At 49.9% G+C, this 15,155-nt stretch carries 13 protein-coding genes and 1 pseudogene; 9 read left to right on the top strand and 5 right to left on the bottom strand.

Going from position 1 to position 15,155, the window contains the following annotated elements:
* Nucleotides 1–99: 99 nt before the first annotated feature.
* Nucleotides 100–1,191, top strand: coding sequence for a redox-regulated ATPase YchF (gene ychF / locus BEG40_RS13000; RefSeq protein WP_000505865.1), 1,092 nt, complete (start codon nt 100–102; stop codon nt 1,189–1,191).
* A 189-nt stretch (nt 1,192–1,380) separates the two neighbouring features.
* Nucleotides 1,381–1,557 carry a hypothetical protein gene (locus tag BEG40_RS13005; RefSeq protein ID WP_016158417.1) on the top strand — a complete coding sequence of 59 codons (177 nt, stop codon included), beginning with the start codon at nt 1,381–1,383 and terminating at the stop codon, nt 1,555–1,557.
* Nucleotides 1,558–1,592: 35 nt separating this feature from the next.
* Here BEG40_RS13005 and dhaR read toward each other — a convergent pair whose 3' ends face one another.
* Entirely contained in the window at nt 1,593–3,512 is a 1,920-nt protein-coding gene (gene dhaR / locus BEG40_RS13010) for a dihydroxyacetone kinase operon transcriptional regulator DhaR (RefSeq protein WP_105285521.1), read from the bottom strand.
* Nucleotides 3,513–3,738: 226 nt separating this feature from the next.
* On the opposite strand from dhaR, the gene dhaK reads away from it, so the two are divergent.
* From dhaK to dhaM, 3 genes are read left to right on the top strand one after another with little or no spacing between them, the layout of a single operon-like run.
* Complete coding sequence (dhaK, locus tag BEG40_RS13015) at nt 3,739–4,809, top strand: dihydroxyacetone kinase subunit DhaK (protein ID WP_105285522.1); 1,071 nt, start codon at nt 3,739–3,741, stop codon at nt 4,807–4,809.
* Between the two features lie 10 nt (nt 4,810–4,819).
* Nucleotides 4,820–5,452: a dihydroxyacetone kinase subunit DhaL gene (gene dhaL / locus BEG40_RS13020; RefSeq protein ID WP_000059414.1), complete on the top strand. Its 633-nt coding sequence runs from the start codon at nt 4,820–4,822 to the stop codon at nt 5,450–5,452.
* A gap of 10 nt (nt 5,453–5,462) precedes the next feature.
* Complete coding sequence (gene dhaM, locus BEG40_RS13025; protein WP_105285523.1) at nt 5,463–6,881, top strand: dihydroxyacetone kinase phosphoryl donor subunit DhaM; 1,419 nt, start codon at nt 5,463–5,465, stop codon at nt 6,879–6,881.
* A 52-nt stretch (nt 6,882–6,933) separates the two neighbouring features.
* Here the strand turns inward: dhaM and BEG40_RS13030 are convergent, their stop codons facing one another.
* Complete coding sequence (locus tag BEG40_RS13030) at nt 6,934–8,289, bottom strand: glycoside-pentoside-hexuronide (GPH):cation symporter (protein WP_000072948.1); 1,356 nt, start codon at nt 8,287–8,289, stop codon at nt 6,934–6,936.
* Nucleotides 8,290–8,618: 329 nt separating this feature from the next.
* On the opposite strand from BEG40_RS13030, the gene BEG40_RS13040 reads away from it, so the two are divergent.
* Complete coding sequence (locus BEG40_RS13040; RefSeq protein WP_000804566.1) at nt 8,619–10,310, top strand: alpha,alpha-trehalase; 1,692 nt, start codon at nt 8,619–8,621, stop codon at nt 10,308–10,310.
* Between the two features lie 139 nt (nt 10,311–10,449).
* Here BEG40_RS13040 and BEG40_RS13045 read toward each other — a convergent pair whose 3' ends face one another.
* The gene (locus tag BEG40_RS13045) at nt 10,450–10,704 is read right to left on the bottom strand and encodes a GlsB/YeaQ/YmgE family stress response membrane protein (protein ID WP_000511315.1); all 255 of its coding nucleotides are present in this window, start codon (nt 10,702–10,704) and stop codon (nt 10,450–10,452) included.
* 200 nt (nt 10,705–10,904) lie between these two features.
* Between BEG40_RS13045 and ycgR the strand changes: the two genes are divergently transcribed.
* The gene (ycgR, locus tag BEG40_RS13050) at nt 10,905–11,639 is read left to right on the top strand and encodes a flagellar brake protein YcgR (protein WP_000020171.1); all 735 of its coding nucleotides are present in this window, start codon (nt 10,905–10,907) and stop codon (nt 11,637–11,639) included.
* A gap of 1 nt (nt 11,640) precedes the next feature.
* Here the strand turns inward: ycgR and emtA are convergent, their stop codons facing one another.
* Nucleotides 11,641–12,252, bottom strand: coding sequence for a membrane-bound lytic murein transglycosylase EmtA (gene emtA, locus BEG40_RS13055; protein WP_001295616.1), 612 nt, complete (start codon nt 12,250–12,252; stop codon nt 11,641–11,643).
* Between the two features lie 99 nt (nt 12,253–12,351).
* Between emtA and ldcA the strand changes: the two genes are divergently transcribed.
* On the top strand, nt 12,352–13,266 hold the full coding sequence (gene ldcA, locus BEG40_RS13060) for a muramoyltetrapeptide carboxypeptidase (protein WP_105285524.1): 915 nt from the start codon (nt 12,352–12,354) through the stop codon (nt 13,264–13,266).
* Nucleotides 13,267–13,360: 94 nt separating this feature from the next.
* Nucleotides 13,361–15,031 (top strand): annotated as a pseudogene (locus BEG40_RS13065) (potassium/proton antiporter); the annotation flags it as partial.
* Here the strand turns inward: BEG40_RS13065 and BEG40_RS22360 are convergent.
* Nucleotides 14,969–15,115 (bottom strand): hypothetical protein, encoded by a 147-nt coding sequence (locus BEG40_RS22360; RefSeq protein WP_423779532.1) that lies wholly within the window; start codon nt 15,113–15,115, stop codon nt 14,969–14,971. The pseudogene BEG40_RS13065 and the gene BEG40_RS22360 overlap by 63 nt on opposite strands.
* Nucleotides 15,116–15,155 lie beyond the last annotated feature (40 nt).

Here is a 15,155-nt window from a genome sequence, read left to right on the forward strand (position 1 = left end):
TTTTGCCGCGTGCCGTGTATAATAGGCAGAGTTATTTCCATTTCTACAATCTGTTTACGATAACAGGTTGATTATTAAGATATTAAGGTGATTTAAATCATGGGATTCAAATGCGGTATCGTCGGTTTGCCCAACGTCGGGAAATCTACCCTGTTCAACGCGCTGACCAAAGCCGGTATTGAAGCGGCCAACTTTCCATTCTGCACCATCGAGCCGAACACAGGCGTTGTGCCAATGCCCGATCCGCGTCTGGATCAACTGGCTGAAATCGTAAAACCGCAGCGTACGCTTCCCACGACCATGGAGTTTGTCGATATCGCTGGCCTGGTAAAAGGCGCATCGAAAGGCGAAGGTCTGGGTAACCAGTTCCTGACCAACATCCGTGAAACCGAAGCGATCGGTCACGTTGTTCGCTGCTTTGAAAATGACAACATCATTCACGTTTCCGGCAAAGTTAATCCGGCAGACGATATTGAAGTTATCAATACCGAGCTGGCTCTGGCGGATCTCGACACCTGTGAACGTGCGATTCACCGCGTACAGAAAAAAGCCAAAGGTGGCGATAAAGACGCGAAAGCCGAGCTGGCGGTACTGGAAAAATGCCTGCCACAACTGGAAAACGCAGGTATGCTGCGCGCGCTGGATTTAAGCGCAGAAGAAAAAGCAGCTATTCGTTACCTGAGCTTCCTGACGTTGAAACCGACGATGTACATCGCTAACGTCAACGAAGACGGTTTTGAAAACAACCCGTATCTGGACCAGGTGCGTGAAATCGCGGCGAAAGAAGGTTCTGTTGTCGTTCCGGTTTGTGCTGCTGTTGAAGCCGACATTGCCGAACTGGACGACGAAGAACGTGACGAATTTATGCAGGAGCTGGGACTGGAAGAGCCGGGTCTGAACCGTGTGATCCGTGCCGGTTATAAACTGCTGAACCTGCAAACTTACTTCACCGCCGGGGTGAAAGAAGTGCGCGCATGGACCATTCCGGTTGGTGCAACCGCGCCGCAGGCTGCTGGCAAAATCCACACTGATTTTGAAAAAGGCTTTATCCGTGCACAAACCATCGCGTTTGAAGATTTCATCACTTACAAAGGTGAACAAGGCGCGAAAGAAGCAGGAAAAATGCGTGCAGAAGGTAAAGATTACATCGTTAAAGATGGCGATGTGATGAACTTCCTGTTTAACGTTTAATTCCGCGTCATCTCCTGACGGTTAATAATGAGCCATTATGTGAATCGCACATAATGGCTTTTTTACGCCTGCTACGCTGCTTCTTTCAATTCTGAGCTACCAAAACTCATAATCAGACTTCTGGCAATATTAACAATGCGGTCTTTATGTGATAACAATCACAGTGCATTAACTGTTCAAGATTTTGTCATGAAAAAAACATTTACCTTCAGCCTGTTAGCAATTGTCTTTGCGAGCCTGTTAAGTGCTTGTGTTCCTCACCATCATCACCGCCACAGCGATGGCCCGCGTGGTCCTGCTGCTTCCGGTAAGCCAATGCCACCTTCAAATGGTGGGCCAAATCATGGCAGTCATGGTCGCTATTAATTAGCAAGTCATACGCGGGAGAGTGCATACTCCCGCTATCCCCGGCGCTTAAACTGCCCCGCATCAATGCCATATTGTTTCATTTTTCGCCACAGCGTGGTGCGACCAATTCCAAGTAACGCCGACATTTCCAGAATACGTCCGTCAGTCACCTGGGCGGCGTTAATAATCGCTTCTTTTTCGACTTCCGCAAATGACAGACTGGTGGAAAGACGCGTGGCGCTGATATCTTCTGTCGCCTGTTCGGTAAACAGATGTTCAGGCAAATTACTGACGCGAATACGCCCGTTGTCGCTGCTCAGGGCAAGGTTCTCAATGACGCTATACAGTTCAAAATCATTACCGGGCCATGCGCAGGAGACCAAACGAGCAAGCGCATCATCATCAATCTTCAAACGGGTTGAGAAGCGTTTTTCGAGATTACGCAATTTATTATTCACCAGCGCCGGAATACTGCCGCGCCGCATACGCAGAGGCGGGATGGTAATTTCAAATGCATGGAGCGCGTAATAAAGCTGGCGACTAAAGCGATTTTGTTCCACCAGCATTGCCAGATCTGCGGTCGTTGTGGCAATCACTTTGACATCAATCGGGATTAAACGCCGCGCATCCAACCGCGTGATAACGCCCTGCTTGATGACCTGAAGCAATGCTGACTGTAACTCCACCGCCAGATACTCAATCTTTTCGAGAAACAGCGTGCCGCCGTGTGCCAGTTCCAGACGACTCAGACGGCCATTTTTATTCTCCGTGCGATCGCCGCCAATAAATTCTTCCACCAGCGTCGTATCACCATATAACTCGCAATTGACGGCGATATAGGGACCTGCGGCGCGTTCGCTTTCATTATGAATCGCCTGACTTAACAGGGCTTTACCAACGCCTTCTTCTCCACAAAGTAACACCGGAAAACTGCTGCGCGCCGCCTGACGACCAAAATGAATCAAGCGGCGGGTTTGCGGATCATCCTGTGGCATATGAGCAAAAGTATGACTAACTTTGCCTAATTGACTGGTCATCAATTGCCGCATCTGTTCCACTGGATGCAGCAGCAGAATAAAGCTGGTTCCCTGAGCTTCAACTATCGGTTTAAGGGTAATGACCGTATCAATAAACTGGTGCTGACTTTCAAAGGTCGCTTCCACATGTTTGAGCGGATGTGCCTGTTTTATTGCCTGTTGCAACACGGCGGGTAACGTTAACAGTTCCGTGATTGCTCTTCCCTGACTTGCCGTCACATCCAGACGTAAAACACGCGCCGCCTGAGCATTGATAAATTGCAGATTACCCTGCTCATCCCAGCTAATCACGCCATCGTCCATACTTTCTAACAGGGCGTTAAGCTGATTTAAATGCCGATTAGTTTCAGCCAGCAAACTGTCCGTTAGCAGTAAGTTTCCCACCTCGCGAGCAATTGCCAGCGTCAACGGCAAATCGGCTGCTGTCGATTGTTCCGCCGGACACGCCAGGGCTATCGTCCCCGTCAATCGCCCCTTGCTGTCAAACAGCGGCGTTGCACAAAATGCCCATTTCCAGAGCGCCTGTTTAAAATGTTGATCGGCTATCGTTTTCACCGCCTGACCAGAGATAGCCGCTAACGATAACGCACAAGTACCGATGATTCCTTCGGCACAATAAGTGCCGTCATTAAATCCCAACGCACTAAGCTGCTCCATAGTCTGTGGATCACCATAACGGCTAAGGATGCAGGCAGTTTCATCGAGAATAAGCAAAACGCACGCTCGTGGCGCCATATATTCCAGGGCATCTTCCAGCGCCGCCTGACCAAGTGTCAGCATCGCCTTTTTACGCCGACAGATAGTAGCAAATGTCACGCCCTGGGCCTGGTGCGGTATGCTCCACGCTTCCCGTTTCATCAGTTTGCGGCATCGCTCCCAGGATGCTGCAATCCAGGGAGAGTTAGCCTGGTCATCGTTGTGAAAACCGCCTCTCATATTCCACTCGCTTCTGGCAAAAGGTGTTCTGACTCGCAATTTTAAGTATCAGGGCATTCTTATGTTCCATTATGGAACATTTATTAAAACATATGTTTCACCATGAAACATAATTTGTATGAATTTTCTTTTCCTAAGTCTGATGCACAATGGATTCATCGGCAGTCAGTGGTCGCCGTGTCGTTGAACATCATCCATGCCCTACGATAATTGCTGGAGCAAAATAATGAAAAAATTGATCAATGATGTGCAAGACGTACTGAACGAACAACTGGCAGGGCTGGCGAAAGCGCATCCTTCGCTGACATTGCATCAGGATCCGCTGTACGTCACACGAGCCGATGCACCGGTTGCCGGAAAAGTCGCCCTGCTGTCAGGCGGCGGCAGCGGGCACGAACCGATGCACTGCGGTTATATCGGTCAGGGAATGCTCTCGGGGGCTTGTCCGGGCGAAATTTTCACTTCACCGACCCCCGATAAAATCTTTGAATGCGCCATGCAAATTGATGGCGGCGAAGGTGTACTGCTGATCATCAAAAATTACACCGGCGATATTCTTAACTTCGAAACAGCAACCGAATTACTCCACGACAGTGGCGTAAAAGTGACCACGGTGGTCATTGATGACGACGTCGCGGTGAAAGATAGTCTTTATACCGCCGGGCGGCGCGGTGTTGCCAATACGGTATTAATAGAAAAACTTGTGGGTGCGGCGGCGGAACGTGGCGACTCACTGGACGCCTGTGCGGAACTGGGGCGTAAGCTGAATAATCAGGGGCACTCAATTGGTATCGCTCTCGGTGCCTGTACCGTTCCAGCCGCTGGCAAACCCTCATTTACGCTGGCAGATAATGAGATGGAGTTTGGCGTCGGTATTCATGGCGAGCCGGGTATCGATCGTCGCCCCTTCTCTTCCCTTGATCAAACCGTCGATGAAATGTTCGACACACTGCTGGAAAATGGCACATACCATCGCACACTACGCTTCTGGAATTATCAACAAGGAAACTGGCAGGAAGAGATACAAACCAAACAGCCGCTACAATCTGGCGATCGGGTGATTGCGCTGGTCAACAATCTCGGCGCCACGCCACTTTCTGAGCTTTACGGCGTCTATAACCGTCTGGTTACGCGTTGTCAGCAAGCGGGGCTGACTATCGAACGTAATTTAATCGGCGCGTATTGCACTTCACTGGATATGACCGGTTTTTCCATCACCTTACTGAAGGTTGATGACGAAACGTTGGCGTTATGGGATGCCCCAGTCCACACCCCGGCGCTGAACTGGGGTAAATAAGGAGATAACGATGTCACTGAGCAGAACTCAAATTGTTAACTGGCTTACTCGCTGTGGGGAAATCTTCAGCAAAGAGAGCGATTATCTTACCGGACTGGATCGTGAAATTGGCGACGCTGACCACGGGCTAAATATGAATCGAGGATTTAGCAAAGTGGTGGAAAAACTACCCGCCATTGAGGACAAGGATATTGGTTTCATCCTCAAAAATACCGGTATGACGCTGCTTTCCAGCGTCGGTGGTGCCAGTGGTCCGCTATTCGGTACATTCTTTATTCGCGCCGCGCAGGCAACTCAGGCGCGCCAAAGCCTGACGCTGGAAGAGCTTTATCAGATGTTCCGCGATGGTGTGGACGGCGTAATCAGCCGGGGGAAAGCCGAACCTGGCGATAAAACCATGTGCGATGTCTGGAAACCAGTGGTTGAGTCGTTACGCCAGTCCAGCGAGCAAAATCTCTCTGTTCCGGCGGCGCTCGACGCAGCCAGCGGAGTGGCTGAATCCGCTGCACAAAGCACGATTACGATGCAAGCTCGCAAAGGCCGTGCCAGTTATCTCGGTGAACGCAGTATTGGTCACCAGGATCCTGGCGCGACCTCAGTGATGTTTATGATGCAAATGCTGGCGTTAGCCGCGAAAGAGTAAGGAATTGGTGATGGTAAACCTGGTCATAGTTTCACATAGCGCCCGGCTGGGTGAAGGTGTCGGTGAATTAGCCCGTCAGATGTTAATGAGCGATAGTTGTAAAATCGCCATTGCCGCAGGGATTGATGACCCGCAAAATCCCATTGGTACTGATGCCGTCAAAGTGATGGAAGCCATCGAATCCGTTGCTGATGCCGACCATGTGCTGGTTATGATGGACATGGGAAGCGCGTTATTGAGTGCAGAAACCGCTCTGGAATTGCTGGCGCCAGAGATCGCCGCAAAAGTACGTTTGTGTGCAGCGCCATTGGTCGAAGGAACTCTGGCGGCAACGGTTAGCGCGGCATCGGGTGCAAGTATCGACAAAGTTATTCATGATGCTATGTCTGCGCTGGAAGCCAAACGCGAACAACTGGGTTTACCGTCATCCGCCACTGAGATATCTGACACATGCCCGCCGCACGATGAAGAAGCCCGTTCCCTCGCTGTGGTGATTAAAAACCGTAACGGCCTCCACGTGCGCCCGGCCTCTCGACTGGTCTATACCTTATCGGTATTTAATGCAGATATGTTGCTGGAGAAAAACGGCAAATGCGTCACGCCGGAAAGTATTAACCAAATTGCGCTATTACAAGTCCGCTATAACGATACTCTGCGCCTGATCGTGAAAGGGCCAGAAGCTGAAGAGGCGCTGGCCGCTTTCCGCCAGTTGGCTGAAGATAACTTTGGTGAAACAGAAGATATTGCGCCACCAACTCTGCGCCAGGTTACTCCTGTCACGGGTAAAGCCTTTTATTATCAACCGGTTTTATGCACAGTACAGGCAAAATCAATCCTGACGGTGGAACACGAACAGGAACGATTACGCCAGGCTATTGACTTTACGTTGTTAGACCTGATGACGTTAACGGCAAAGGCAGAAGCAAGCGGGCTTGACGATATCGCCGCGATCTTTTCCGGTCACCATACTCTGTTAGACGATCCTGAACTACTGGCGGCAGCAAGCGAACTTCTTCAGCATGAACATTGCACCGCAGAGTATGCCTGGCAGCAGGTTCTTAAAGAACTTAGCCAGCAATATCAGCAGATTGATGATGAATATCTGCAGGCGCGCTATATCGATGTGGATGATCTTCTGCATCGCACCCTACTCCATCTGACACAGACAAAAGAAGAACTACCGCAATTTAGTACACCGACCATTTTGTTGGCAGAGAACATTTATCCCTCCACCGTGCTGCAACTGGACCCGACGGTCGTTAAAGGCATCTGCCTTAGTGCCGGAAGTCCGGTATCCCACAGCGCCTTAATTGCCCGTGAACTGGGTATTGGCTGGGTTTGCCTGCAGGGGGAAAAACTGTACGCGGTACAACCTGAAGAGACGTTAACTCTGGACGTTAAAACCCAACGTTTTAGCCATGATGGCTAAAACAGTGTTCGGATGGCATCGCTACGATGCCATCCGAAAAAGCCGTACGCTATTAGCCAGCGTACTGACCATGTTGTAAATCCTGTACTACTTTGTTCATTTTCGCTTCATTCAACAGATAAAACTTAATAGAAATTGCAGTCAGGAAGTAGAAGAATGCCGGCAGGAGGGTAAACAGTAACACTACGCCCTGTACTGAATTAGCGGATTGAGTTGTGCTACTGGTTGCATAACCATAATAAGCCAGTACCCAACCAATCACCGCCCCACCTACCGCAACACCCAGTTTGATGACAAAAATATTCGCAGCAACGTTCATCCCCGTAATACGACGACGCGTTTTCCATTCACCATAGTTATTCGCATCGGTAATCATTGACCACTGGAGCGCACCATTTCCGCCCTGAATAATCTGAATTGCCAGATGAGCCAGTAATGGAATAATCCAGTATTCCACCGGCAGGAAATAACAGAGCACGCCCAACGCTGCGTTAATAATATTAACCCAGAATGAAAGTTTAATTTTACAAAAGCGAGTACCAAATGGTTTCGCCAGTACAGAACCTAACATAGAAGCAAACATTCCGCCGAGCATAAACCACGTAAGAATATCTGAACCTTTATTTAAAACGGTATTAACATAATAAACAACAGCACCGCCACGGATAACCACCGCCACCAGCATCATAAAATTATAAACAGAGAGAATGCGCCACTGATCATTCTTAAAAAGAATCTTCAAATCGCGCGCGATATTCAGATTTTCTTCCTGAATAGGTTGTACACGCTCTTTGGTGGTCAGGAAACAAATTAAGAACATAATGCAGCCAATAACGCCAAAAACCGCCATCGCAATCTGGATACCAGTAGCCCGGTCCCCAGGAGAGAGGAAGTCAGCGACAGGCAGGATAAATGCAGTACCTAACGCACCACCAATAGGCGTGATGGCAAAACGCCAGGATTGCAGTGACAGGTTTTCACGCGGATCGGACGTCAACGCCGCGCCCAATGAGCAGTAAGGGATATTAATGGCCGTATACATTAATGTCATAAATATATAGGCGGCAACCGCATAGACAACCTTACCGCTGTCAGAGAAATCAGGAATGGAGTAAACCAGCACGCAACTGACCGCAAACGGTACACAGATGGCCAACAGCCACGGACGGAAACGCCCCCAACGAGATGAGGTTGCATCGGCGATTGCCCCCATAATCGGATCGGTAATTGCATCCAGTAGACGCACCAGTAAAAACATGGTTCCCATTACGGCTGGCGGCAGACCATAAATATCGGTATAGAAATAAGCGAGGATGGCAACAGAAGAATCAAAGACGATATGGCTGGCAGCATCACCCAGGCTATAGCCTATTTTTTCTTTTATTGGCAATTTTTCCACATTAGACATGTTTTATCCTTATCTATAAATTTACTTCACGTAATACCTTTCACTGGCGCAATTCTTCACGGAAGTTTTTGGTCGGTCTATTATGTTTTTTCATTAAATTCTTATGATTTTTTTCTTCTGTGATCGCACAGCAAAAGTCACTGCCCATTTAATAAACAACATATATTTTGTGAATATATTGCAACACTATTTATGCCTTTAATTACACCATCCATATGCCTGACACTTCGCAGAATGAGATTTCAATCATGCAGTTGCCGCGATCCTGAACTAAGGTTTTCTGATACTTGATTACCGTTTTGTTCGGTATCGCCAAAGGAGAATGATTGATGAAACCACGTGTCCCTCGTCACCTGCAAAGAATGGCGTTAATTCCCACCACCGTTTTATTGTGTTTTGCCACGCTATCGGCACAAGCGGAAGAAATCGCTGTCACACCACAATCGCCTGATATTTTGTTGGGACCGTTGTTTGACGATGTGCAAAACGCCAAACTTTTTCCTGATCAAAAAACCTTTGCCGACGCCGTGCCCAACAGCGACCCGCTAATGATCCTCGCTGATTACCGGATGCAGCAGAACCAGAGCGGGTTTGATTTACGGCACTTTGTGAAAGTTAATTTCACTCTGCCAAAAGAAGGCGAGAAGCATGTCCCACCGAAGGGACAGTCGCTGCGTGAACATATTGATGGACTTTGGCCGGTATTAACCCGCACAACGGAAAGCACCGAAAAATGGGACTCTCTGTTGCCATTGCCGAAACCCTATGTCGTGCCAGGAGGCCGTTTTCGGGAAGTGTATTACTGGGACAGTTACTTCACCATGCTGGGGCTTGGCGAAAGCGGTCACTGGGATAAAGTGGCGGATATGGTGGCGAATTTTGGTTATGAAATAGATACTTATGGACATATTCCCAACGGGAACCGCAGCTACTATTTAAGCCGTTCGCAGCCGCCTTTCTTTGCATTGATGGTGGAGTTACTGGCGCAACATGAAGGCGACGCCGCGTTGAAACAGTATCTGCCGCAACTACAAAAAGAATATGCTTACTGGATGGACGGCGTTGAAAATCTGCAAGCCGGGCAACAGGAAAAGCGCGTTGTAAAGCTCAAGGATGGCACCATTCTTAACCGCTACTGGGACGACCGCGATACACCTCGTCCGGAATCATGGGTAGAAGATATCGCTACCGCTAAAAGCAATCCAAATCGTCCTGCCACTGAAATTTACCGTGACCTGCGTTCTGCCGCCGCATCTGGCTGGGATTTCAGCTCGCGCTGGATGGACAATCCACAGCAGTTAAGTACATTACGCACCACCAGCATCGTACCGGTCGATCTCAATAGCCTGATGTATAAAATGGAAAAAATCCTTGCCAGCGCCAGTAAAGCCGCCGGGGATAATGCGATGGCCAGCCAATACGAAACGCTGGCGAATGCCCGTCAGAAAGGGATCGAAAAATACTTGTGGAATGATCAACACGGCTGGTATGCCGATTACGATCTGAAGAGTCATAAAGTACGTAATCAGTTAACTGCCGCCGCCCTGTTCCCGTTGTACGTTAATGCAGCAGCGAAAGATCGCGCCAGTAAAATGGCAACGGCGACCAGAACGCATCTGCTGCAACCTGGCGGACTGAACACCACCTCGGTGAAAAGTGGGCAGCAATGGGATGCGCCAAATGGCTGGGCGCCGTTACAATGGGTCGCTACTGAGGGATTGCAAAACTACGGACAGGAAGATGTGGCGATGGACATTAGCTGGCACTTTCTGACCAATGTTCAGCACACCTATGACCGGGAGAAAAAGCTGGTGGAGAAATATGATGTCAGCACCACCGGAACAGGTGGCGGTGGTGGCGAATATCCGTTGCAGGATGGTTTTGGTTGGACCAACGGCGTAACGCTGAAAATGTTGGATTTGATCTGCCCGAAAGAAAAACCGTGTGACAACGTTCCGGCAACGCGCCCGACCAGTGCTTCCGCAACGCAGCCAACAAAAGTCACAGAACCCACACCTTAATCTTTTCTTCTCCCGACAGCGTCATTCTGCTTATCTGGATGACGTTGCCGTTTTATCTGGTTTTCAAACACCGTGAGATTTACACATAATTTGAAAGCGGATAGTGATGCCTGCACCGCTATCCGCCAGAAAGATTACGTTATTCTCTTCGCAGGAGGCGGAATACCCCCAGCACCAGGATAGCGCCGACCACCGCCACCAGGAAGCTATGTAAATTAAAACCACTGATGGAGCCGCCAATGCCAAACATGGTCGCCAGCCAGCCGCCGACAACCGCACCGACTATCCCGAGAATGCAGGTCAGGAAAAATCCACCACCATCACGCCCTGGCATGATCAGCTTGGCGATAATGCCGGCTATCAGGCCAAAAATAATCCAGGCAATAATTCCCATGTTCAGGCCCTCGTTTCGATGAATCGGACGCAAGAAATGCTTACGTCAACGCTCTAAGTATAGGCAAGCACAGGATCAATGGTGGGAGGCTGTCGGTTGAATTAGTCGTAAGTTGTAAAAAAAATTCACGCATTTGTATTAAGTTTTGTTAGTCCCTACCGATAAACCAAAGACAGTTTGTCGGTCAGGAGTTTTTCCGCGTGAGTCATTACCATGAGCAGTTCCTGAAACAAAATCCGTTAGCAGTCCTGGGCGTTTTACGCGATTTACATAAAGCCGCAGTACCACTGCGTATCAGTTGGTCAGATGGTCAGTTGATCAGCAATATACTGGCGATAAGCCCTGATAAACTGGTGCTGGATTTTGGTAGTCAGCAAGAAGACAACAATGCCGTGCTTAAAGCGCGACAAATCACTATTACCGCCGAAACGCAAGGCGCCAAAATCGAATTTACCCTTGCTCAATTACAGCAAAGTGAATATTTGCAGCTTCCGGCGTTTATCGCCACTCCCCCTCCCGCATTATGGTTTGTGCAACGACGCAGATATTTCCGCATCTCCGCCCCACTTCATCCGCCTTATTATTGTCAGACCAAACTGGCGGATAACAGTACGTTACGTTTTCGCCTGAGTGATTTATCACTAGGTGGCATGGGTGCATTACTGGAAACGGAAAAACCGGCCGGATTGCACGAAGGTATGCGCTTCGCACAGATTGAAGTCAACATGGGACAATGGGGCGTTTTTCACTTTGACGCCCAGTTACTGACCATCAGCGAGCGCAAAGTGATTGATAGCAGAAATGAAACTATCTCCACTCCCCGCCTGAGCTTTCGTTTTCTTAACGTCAGCCCGACGGTGGAGCGGCAATTACAGCGGATTATATTCTCACTCGAACGGGAAGCCCGGGAGAAAGCGGACAAAGTGCGCGACTGAGTTACATCGCGTCCAGCGCCTGCTCAAGTTTGTAGATATAGCGTGGAGCCTGCGGTGCAGGGTGATTTCTTGCTACGTGATCGAGGAACTCATCAGCATCCAGATCATTAATTTTGCTGATCGCTTTTTTCCGATCTGATGAGAAAGTCCGCAGCAACGCACCAGCCCCGTTAGCGTATGACACCACCAGCGCATATTGCAGTACCTTCGGATCTTCAATGCCTGCCAGCGGGCCGGTTTCCAGAATATTCAGGTAAGCCGCCCCCATTGAGATATTACGCTCCGGGTTTTTCAGCTCGCTGGTCGTCGGCTCGCCACTCCAGCCCATACGGCGATAAACATCACGTCCGGAGGTTGAGGCTTTTAACTGCATTAAACCAATAGCATTCGATTTACTTACCGCGTTCGGGTTACCACCCGATTCGATAGCGATAATTGCCGTGATCAATTGCGGATCGACGCCCCAGGCCGCTCCGGCTTTCTGACTTATTGGCATCCACTGCATCGCACGTTGTACCGGGACTTTCGCATTCCACGGCGGGTTCGTATAGTCATGTTTTGAAGAACAACCCGCTAATAACACAATCAAAAAGGCAAACCATCTCAATTTCACTTCATCAATCCTTATAGCCTGGAATCGCCGTTGAGGTGACAACGGCACACCTAAGCGGCATGATATACATTTCGTTTCTGTTGTCAGCAAGGAATTGCCATGTCTCTGTTTCACTTAATTGCCCCGTCGGGTTACTGCATTAATCAGCACGCCGCACAGCGCGGCGTTCAGCGCCTTACCGATGCGGGGCATCAGGTCAATAACGTCGGGGTTATTGCCCGTCGCTATGAACGTTTTGCTGGTACGGAAACGGAGCGTCTGGAAGATCTCAATGCCCTTGCCAGACTGACCTCACCCAACACCATCGTGCTGGCAGTACGCGGCGGTTACGGTGCCAGTCGCTTACTGGCGGATATTGACTGGCAGGCTCTGGTGGCTCGCCAACAAAATGATCCGTTGCTTATCTGCGGGCATAGCGATTTTACGGCCATTCAGTGCGGTCTTCTGGCACAAGGCAATGTCATCACCTTTAGCGGCCCGATGCTGGTGGCAAATTTTGGCGCGGATGAGCTGAATGCCTTTACCGAGCACCACTTCTGGCTGGCGTTACGCAATGAAACGTTCAGCATTGAATGGCAAGGGGAAGGCCCGGCGTGTCAAACAGAAGGAACATTGTGGGGAGGCAACCTCGCGATGTTGATTTCGCTTATCGGTACGCCGTGGATGCCACAAATTGAGAACGGTATTCTGGTACTGGAAGACATCAACGAACATCCGTTCCGTGTCGAACGCATGTTGTTACAGCTTTATCATGCTGGAATTTTACAGCGCCAGAAGGCGATTATTCTCGGTAGCTTCAGTGGCAGCACGCCCAATGATTATGATGCGGGTTACAACCTGGCGTCGGTGTACACGTTCTTGCGTTCCCGCCTGTCGATTCCGCTGATTACCGGCCTCGACTTTGGTCATGAACAACGCACAGTGACGCTGCCGCTGGGTGCACATGCTATCCTCAAAAACGACAAAAACGGCACACAATTGACAATTAGCGGTCATCCTGTTCTGAAAGCGTAAAAAAATCACGCTTCCGGGCTAACTAAAACGCTGTTTCTGCCGTGAATATGGTAGGTTTATAGCACGAGACAGCGTAATCAGGAGTAACCGACCGTTGGATGCCGCAACAATTATTAGCCTTTTTATCTTAGGCTCCATCCTTGTCACCAGCAGTATTTTACTTAGTTCATTTTCTTCCCGCCTTGGCATTCCGATTCTGGTTATTTTCCTGGCGATCGGTATGCTGGCTGGAGTCGATGGTGTCGGCGGCATTCCGTTTGATAATTATCCTTTTGCCTACATGGTAAGTAACCTGGCACTGGCGATTATTTTGCTCGATGGCGGAATGCGCACCCAGGCCAGTTCATTTCGCGTGGCGTTAGGACCTGCACTTTCACTGGCGACGCTGGGCGTGCTTATCACCTCCGGTTTAACCGGCATGATGGCGGCATGGCTGTTTAATCTTGATTTGATTGAAGGCTTATTGATTGGCGCAATTGTCGGCTCCACCGACGCCGCAGCGGTCTTTTCTCTGCTGGGCGGCAAAGGGCTTAACGAACGTGTTGGCTCGACGCTGGAAATAGAGTCCGGCAGCAATGATCCGATGGCGGTCTTTCTGACAATAACCCTGATTGCGATGATCCAGCAGCATGAAAGCACTATTAGCTGGATGTTCGTTGTCGATATCCTGCAACAATTTGGCCTGGGGATCGTAATCGGTCTTGGCGGGGGTTATTTACTGCTGCAGATGATTAACCGCATCGCCCTGCCTGCGGGCTTGTATCCATTGCTGGCATTAAGCGGCGGTATTTTAATTTTTGCTTTAACCACGGCGCTGGAAGGCAGCGGCATTCTGGCAGTTTATCTGTGCGGTTTTCTGCTGGGTAATCGTCCGATTCGCAACCGCTACGGCATTCTGCAAAATTTCGACGGCCTCGCCTGGCTGGCACAAATCGCTATGTTCCTGGTGCTGGGGCTGTTGGTTAACCCGAGCGACCTGTTGCCTATTGCCATTCCGGCGCTCATTTTGTCTGCATGGATGATTTTCTTCGCCCGCCCCCTTTCGGTATTTGCTGGATTGCTACCGTTCCGTGGCTTCAATCTGCGCGAGCGCGTGTTTATTAGTTGGGTTGGATTACGCGGCGCAGTGCCGATCATCCTGGCGGTATTCCCGATGATGGCGGGGCTGGAGAATGCGCGTCTGTTCTTTAATGTCGCCTTCTTCGTAGTTCTGGTTTCACTGCTATTGCAGGGAACATCGCTGTCGTGGGCAGCGAAAAAAGCCAAAGTGGTGGTTCCGCCAGTGGGACGTCCGGTATCACGCGTTGGGCTGGATATTCATCCGGAAAATCCGTGGGAGCAGTTTGTTTACCAATTGAGTGCCGATAAATGGTGCGTGGGCGCGGCGCTGCGCGATCTGCATATGCCAAAAGAGACGCGCATTGCGGCACTGTTTCGTAATAACCAGTTGCTTCACCCCACCGGCAGCACACGACTGCGCGAAGGCGACGTGTTATGCGTGATTGGTCGGGAACGAGATCTTCCGGCACTCGGAAAACTGTTTAGCCAGTCGCCGCCGGTCGCGCTTGATCAACGCTTCTTTGGTGACTTCATTCTCGAAGCCAGCGCGAAATATGCCGATGTGGCGCTGATCTATGGTCTGGAAGACGGTCGGGAGTATCGCGATAAACAGCAAACGCTGGGTGAAATTGTTCAGCAATTGTTAGGTGCGGCTCCGGTTGTCGGCGACCAGGTGGAGTTTGCCGGGATGATCTGGACGGTGGCTGAGAAAGAAGATAACGAAGTGTTGAAGATTGGCGTTCGGGTGGCGGAGGAAGAAGCCGAATCTTAAGTTTGATGCGGCTGATATCGCCGGATGCGATGCTTACGCATTTTATCCGGCTTGCCAC

Source organism: Escherichia sp. MOD1-EC5495, from assembly GCF_002965965.1.
Taxonomy (GTDB): Bacteria; Pseudomonadota; Gammaproteobacteria; order Enterobacterales; family Enterobacteriaceae; genus Escherichia; species Escherichia ruysiae.

Excerpts from the sequence above, each read along its gene's own strand:
- ychF (WP_000505865.1), top strand. The coding sequence starts at position 100 with ATGGGATTCAAATGCGGTATCGTCGGTTTGCCCAACGTCGGGAAATCT.
- BEG40_RS13005 (WP_016158417.1), top strand. The coding sequence starts at position 1,381 with ATGAAAAAAACATTTACCTTCAGCCTGTTAGCAATTGTCTTTGCGAGC.
- dhaR (WP_105285521.1), bottom strand. The coding sequence starts at position 3,512 with ATGAGAGGCGGTTTTCACAACGATGACCAGGCTAACTCTCCCTGGATT.
- dhaK (WP_105285522.1), top strand. The coding sequence starts at position 3,739 with ATGAAAAAATTGATCAATGATGTGCAAGACGTACTGAACGAACAACTG.
- dhaL (WP_000059414.1), top strand. The coding sequence starts at position 4,820 with ATGTCACTGAGCAGAACTCAAATTGTTAACTGGCTTACTCGCTGTGGG.
- dhaM (WP_105285523.1), top strand. The coding sequence starts at position 5,463 with ATGGTAAACCTGGTCATAGTTTCACATAGCGCCCGGCTGGGTGAAGGT.
- BEG40_RS13030 (WP_000072948.1), bottom strand. The coding sequence starts at position 8,289 with ATGTCTAATGTGGAAAAATTGCCAATAAAAGAAAAAATAGGCTATAGC.
- BEG40_RS13040 (WP_000804566.1), top strand. The coding sequence starts at position 8,619 with ATGAAACCACGTGTCCCTCGTCACCTGCAAAGAATGGCGTTAATTCCC.
- BEG40_RS13045 (WP_000511315.1), bottom strand. The coding sequence starts at position 10,704 with ATGGGAATTATTGCCTGGATTATTTTTGGCCTGATAGCCGGCATTATC.
- ldcA (WP_105285524.1), top strand. The coding sequence starts at position 12,352 with ATGTCTCTGTTTCACTTAATTGCCCCGTCGGGTTACTGCATTAATCAG.